The 748-nt window shown below is 41.4% G+C and carries 1 pseudogene; it reads right to left on the reverse strand.

Features of this window, described 5'->3' with window-relative positions:
* A pseudogene (locus ACS8FD_RS19930) lies at positions 1-489 on the reverse strand (ABC transporter permease subunit); the annotation flags it as partial.
* Positions 490-748 lie beyond the last annotated feature (259 nt).

Here is a 748-nt window from a genome sequence, read left to right on the forward strand (position 1 = left end):
ATTATTGAGTAATAAAAAGGCGATGGGTAAGGTATAAATGGTATAGCCAAGCCACATTCCTTGAAAGCCATATATATGTTCAAACAACTGAAAGCCGAGTATTTGAGTCAATAATCCTTGCTTGCCAAAGGTATAAATAATGGCAAAACCATAAGTCACCGTGGGCAACAACATGGGCAATAAGGCGGCAACCTTGATGGCCTTTTTAAAGCCGTTTGGTAAATTAGTCCAGTGCACGGTATAAGCTAAAATAAAAGCAAGCACGGTGGCGCTCAGCGCACTTACCGTCGCCACAAAAAAACTATTAAACATCACTTGCTGAAAGCCATCACTACTTGCGATGGCGGTATAATTGTCCAAGCCGATACCATCGCCGACATTTAGTGACAGCGCCAGCATCTTACCTAAAGGTACAAATAAAAAAACGATGAATAAAATCGTCACAAACAGCCAAATGGCTTTTGCTTGGGGTGGATTACTCAGCTTCATAAACGTCCAAAACAATCAAATAGTCAGGTTTTTACTAAATGACATCTATAGTTAATATCTCAGTTGCCGATTCAGCCACTATAAACTTCTACAAAATCAGCCTTTTACCGCGTCTTTTGACTGTTGCTTATCATGAGCCGTGAAGGTATGAGAGTCTGTAAGACGGCAGCTAATATCAGCCTCGTGATGTCCATAGTTTTGGGTTTGCGTGTATTTGCTTAGCGGGTCGGCTTCAGAGATTCCGTCGGCAAATAAGCTT

The sequence above is a fragment of the Psychrobacter sp. 1U2 genome (assembly GCF_051847575.1).